The organism is Escherichia sp. WS568, from assembly GCF_046486085.1.
In the GTDB taxonomy this organism is placed as follows: domain Bacteria; phylum Pseudomonadota; class Gammaproteobacteria; order Enterobacterales; family Enterobacteriaceae; genus Escherichia; species Escherichia coli.
Window position 1 is genome coordinate 1 of record NZ_JBJQMC010000050.1, and the last position, 4,516, is coordinate 4,516.

General features: G+C 41.9%; 5 protein-coding genes. All 5 read right to left on the bottom strand.

What is annotated here, in order from left to right:
- Positions 1–493: ESPR-type extended signal peptide-containing protein (locus tag ACJHWR_RS24940; RefSeq protein ID WP_343476729.1), on the bottom strand; the 493-nt coding region annotated here is incomplete at its 3' end.
- A 371-nt stretch (positions 494–864) separates the two neighbouring features.
- Positions 865–1,737, bottom strand: coding sequence for a GTPase family protein (locus ACJHWR_RS24945; RefSeq protein WP_001069760.1), 873 nt, complete (start codon positions 1,735–1,737; stop codon positions 865–867).
- A 367-nt stretch (positions 1,738–2,104) separates the two neighbouring features.
- Positions 2,105–2,800 carry a hypothetical protein gene (locus ACJHWR_RS24950; RefSeq protein ID WP_032180028.1) on the bottom strand — a complete coding sequence of 232 codons (696 nt, stop codon included), beginning with the start codon at positions 2,798–2,800 and terminating at the stop codon, positions 2,105–2,107.
- 2 nt (positions 2,801–2,802) lie between these two features.
- Positions 2,803–3,309 carry a hypothetical protein gene (locus tag ACJHWR_RS24955; RefSeq protein ID WP_032180027.1) on the bottom strand — a complete coding sequence of 169 codons (507 nt, stop codon included), beginning with the start codon at positions 3,307–3,309 and terminating at the stop codon, positions 2,803–2,805.
- Positions 3,306–4,136: a ParA family protein gene (locus ACJHWR_RS24960; protein WP_001399639.1), complete on the bottom strand. Its 831-nt coding sequence runs from the start codon at positions 4,134–4,136 to the stop codon at positions 3,306–3,308. Before ACJHWR_RS24960 ends, ACJHWR_RS24955 begins: the two co-directional genes overlap by 4 nt.
- Positions 4,137–4,516: the final 380 nt, after the last annotated feature.

Consider the following 4,516-nt stretch of genomic DNA (forward strand, 5'->3'; position numbering starts at 1 on the left):
TTGCAATCCCGCCTTCATGTACCCACTGCTCACCGCCGTTCAGAGTGGTATTCACTGCCTGCCCCTGAAGGCTCTGTCCGCCTCCGGCACTGATAACCGTGTCTGAAACGCGTCCTCCGGCATTCACTCTCTGAAGACCACCACCGGTGACAGTAGTGTTGTTGGCGATACCGCCATTTTGTATCCATTGTCCGCCGGTATTGGCCTCGTTATCCGGCCCATACTCCAGACCGGTACTGATGGTCATTCCGTTGGCCGTACCGAGGACAATCTGGTTGTCATGATTTGTCAGTGTTCCGTCGTTCACGGTTTCTCCCGCCTGTACAACCGTGTCAGCAGCCAGTGCCGGAACTGATGTGACAGCAGCAAGAGACAGCGCAATCGCCACACCGGTGCGTTTTCCCCGTGAGCGCGCCAGTTCGGAAGCCACCACCAGGGTGCCCGTAATGTGATTCCATACCAGCCTGTAGCTGGTGTTCAGATGTCGTTTCATCAGCTTTTCCTTACAGAGGGTGAATAAAAAAGCCGGTACCCACAAATGTGGATACCGGCAGGTACAAAACAGCATGGTCAGATAAAGTGGTTTTTCCCGGGCATAAATGCTTCCCCTCTCTCATCCGCCAGAGAAGTATCAGTCCGTTGTGTGCAATTCCGTTCTGCATGATGAAGAGATTCAGCTGCCTTTTCGCAGACCATTAACCACTATAAACGATCGATAGCAACGATCGATACCTGTTTTATCGATCGTTTTATTCTATTAACGACAAGGCGGTCACGCAAGAGAAACAGGAGGAGTATGAGGGGTTTGTGTCATGTTTTCAGTTGGTTAACGTAATGTTATCAGGCATTTCCCTGGCAGACTGTTCAGAAGAAAATCCAGTTCCATACAGCGCGGGCAACAGAGACCACCGTGTCACGGACGGCACGCAGAACCGTACGGGCAACAGAGGCAACACAGACGCTCTCCGCCGTGTCAAATATCCGGTCCACCGCACCGGTAAACTGTTCACGGGCCTGAGCGCGGACAGATTCCGTGCGCAGCTCGTCCTGCAGGCGGGTCATCAGGGGACTGGCGGCATGGTCGGGAAGTGCTGTCATTAGCGCACTGACCAGCGTATCCAGTTCCCAGCCGGTGCGGGCCGATACGGCAACAACCGGATGTACGGGCCGGAACAGACGGAATACCGCCTCCGTTTTCTCCCGAATGTTCTGTGCCTGTGCGGGAGAAGGCTGAATGCCGGCCATATCCCATTCATGGCAGGGCTCCGTTTTGTCGGCCTGCGTCACCACAAACAGCACCTGCTGATGTCCCCGGTGCAGGATGTGTCGCCAGAAATACTCATCCACAGACAGGGCACGGTCATCGGCTTTAATCAGCCACAGTACCAGGTCAAGTTCAGGCAGAATATCACGGTACAGGGCTTCATACTCTGCATCCCTGTCCCGGCTCTCGCCCACCCCGGGCAGGTCAGTGATAACCATGCTGTGACCATGTCCACTCAGACGGAAGCGCCGCACTTCCCGGGTGCCGGCGTGAACATCACTGACCGGGGTGACCTCCCCCTGAAACAGTGCATTACAGAGTGAGGATTTACCGGCCCCGCTTTTCCCCATAATGCCAATCACGGGTTCGTGACTGGTGAGTTTACGCAGATGTTCCAGGATGTGACGGGAAAGCGAGTAAGGCAGGGAGGAGAGCGGTTTTTCAATTGCCTCAATGGCATCAGACGGATTCATACATGTATTCCCGGTGAAAAAAGACAAAACCCCGCGCACCGGAAAGGTGGCGGGGGATTCACGGAGATAATATCTGTCTGAAATTATTTAGGATGCAGGTATATGCAGCTGATTTGTATCTAGTACAGTACTAAACCTAATCTGGCTGTCCGCTCTGTGCCAGAAGCGGACATTGCGGCGTTACGGCACGTTAGGTCAGATATTTAAATGCACATGGTCCGCTTGTGGCGGAAGGATACTTACAAGAGTTGGTGAGAGATAGTAAAATCAATATGAAAATTAAAATTCGGCAATAATTCCTGATATAGTCATCTTAATGAACATAAAAACTATCACAATAGGATAGTTTTTATGTCATACTTGTTAGTTAATCACTTAAGGAATAAAGTGAGGCTCGTTGTGCAGAGGTTAAGCTAAGGAGGATTTTTTCTCGATACTCAGGTGCAAAGGAAAAGAAAACATCAGGAAAAATTCTTATGATAGTTGATATCATAGTCTTAACCACCTTATCAATCACCTTCGAAATATTATCTATTTTAACCAAGTCTATTTCGGGAAAAACATTTAAAGCTTTTATGTGAGCCATTTCTTTTACAGTAGCTGTATGTACGTGACTGCATAACGAAGAGTATTCAGCTTTTAAAGTTTCATGTAGTAGAGGATTTTTTTTGAAGACAGGATGTTCCCCAGTTTGTTCAATTACCTTAAACAATGATTTTTCTTCAAGTATTGAAGGATCTAGTAAGCAACCGATTGATTTTAAAGAATTTTCAATATAACTTCGCATCATTAGATTTGCTGGTTTGTATGCACCATTTATAACCATAAACATAGCTGTACCAAGGTCAGATGAAGCTTCTTGCAATCGCTCCAATGAGTTGGCGTCTATTTTCTCCTTGGAGAAATGATACAAACAGTAAACAAGGCACATAAAAGAATAATATCTCTTATGTATCATGCTTATTTTCCCTCTTGAGTTAATATTCTCGAAAACATTTTTTAATTTATATTCAGAGAAATAAGTAACTAACTCAGTGAAATCGCTGTTTACTTCTCTCGACATTGTTAGTCCTTATTGAATATATCTTTTATAACTTCATTCCAGTCATATATCTCATTTTGAGCGCTAGAAAGGTTCTTCCTCTCTTTTATTCTACTCAAAACTAGAGGGTTATTTGACATTGAATTGATAATATTATAAGCCTTACCTAAATCGGATGAGTTTTTCTCGTGAACGTCACACACGATTATGCCGATCATTTCCTCTCTAGATCTTTTTTCAGGCCTGCTGATTTCGATACCTAACATGCGTGCAAAATCATCTATATCTTTATTTTTTTGGAAGAGATCTTTGTCTAATAAAATCCTCGGAAGATACCCAACAAGGAAACCTTTAATATCATTTTTTTTAGACTTTGAATTTCTTTCGTTAACATCTAAATTATCAGTATAACTATCTTGAAGTAATTCAATAAAGTTGATTCTTGATAATTTTTTTGAAATAAAGGAAAACTCCTCTAAAAAGTTTAACAGTTGCTTAATTTCTTTTGAGTTATTTTTTTTGTCAGTCATAAGTCACCTACTCTAGAGAGAAGTTCGTCAGTAATTTTAGACAGCGAAAACTTCATATCCTCATCCGTTAAATTGTTAATAAATAAGCCTCTTGTTTGATTTCTTGCCAACTCAGTACGTTTGCTCAAATATGATTTAAAGATCTTATTACGCCAACGTTTTTGATTATTGAAGTAACGAAGACTTTCCTCATATAAATTACTATTACCTTCAACCATATTAAAAACTATGCCCGCACATTCAATCTTAAGATCGAAATTTTCTCTCTTCTCATTTATAATGCTATCTAATAGATCGATACCAGTGATCGAAAGAGGATCGGGTTTGGCTGGAATGAGGTAATAATCAGATGCAATTAATGCGCTGGACATCCAAACTGATGGGGTTGGTGGGGTATCAATTATGACATAATCATAGTCATTTTCATGGATTTTAAGAAAGCGTCTAAGCTTGTTTTCTATCCCTTCTCCTGGTTTCATTTCAATTTTATATAGCCCAAGGCTTCCGGGAACAATGTGAAAATTATCATTTAATTGAATTGGTGTTATATCGGCTAATTCTTTAGGTGTGTTAACTAAAGGACCAGTCATTGTAGATAGTCGAATTTTTGAACTATAAAAAATATCACATATGCTATCGCCTCCGCTTTTCATATGTGCAACATATTTGCTTGTATCCATTACACATTGCGTTGCGTTAAATTGTGGGTCGATATCTATTAATAATATTTTTTGCCCAAGTTTATCTGAAAGATGATTAGCAATATTGGTAGCCAATGTTGACTTACCAACGCCACCTTTCATATTGATTAAGCTAATAACTTTCAATCTTCTTGCTCCTGTTTTGATTAACGCTAAGCTTTTTCATCAGCATTGAAATTTAACATGTGTTTTACAAACTTATGTCTTATCACTACCTTATCATTTTTTACATACACCATAAATATTTTTAACTAAAAATTTTTGGTTTTCAACCTGAAATCTTTATCTTTAAAAACAAAACATTACAATATTTTTAGTAAGATGCCTTACCTAATGTAATGTGAATGGCTCAATTTTGATTAACACTTAAGCTATGTTAATAATGGTTTTGTAAGTGGATTTGCCCCTATATTTCCAGACACCTGTTATCACTTAACCCATTACTGGCCTGCTGCCGCAGATATTCCCGTGGCGAGCGATAACCCAGTGCACTATGCGGATGCCAT

What these genes read in the sequence shown, in the direction of transcription:
- ACJHWR_RS24945 (WP_001069760.1), bottom strand. Translation starts at nt 1,737, where the DNA reads ATGAATCCGTCTGATGCCATTGAGGCAATTGAAAAACCGCTCTCCTCC.
- ACJHWR_RS24950 (WP_032180028.1), bottom strand. Translation starts at nt 2,800, where the DNA reads ATGTCGAGAGAAGTAAACAGCGATTTCACTGAGTTAGTTACTTATTTC.
- ACJHWR_RS24955 (WP_032180027.1), bottom strand. Translation starts at nt 3,309, where the DNA reads ATGACTGACAAAAAAAATAACTCAAAAGAAATTAAGCAACTGTTAAAC.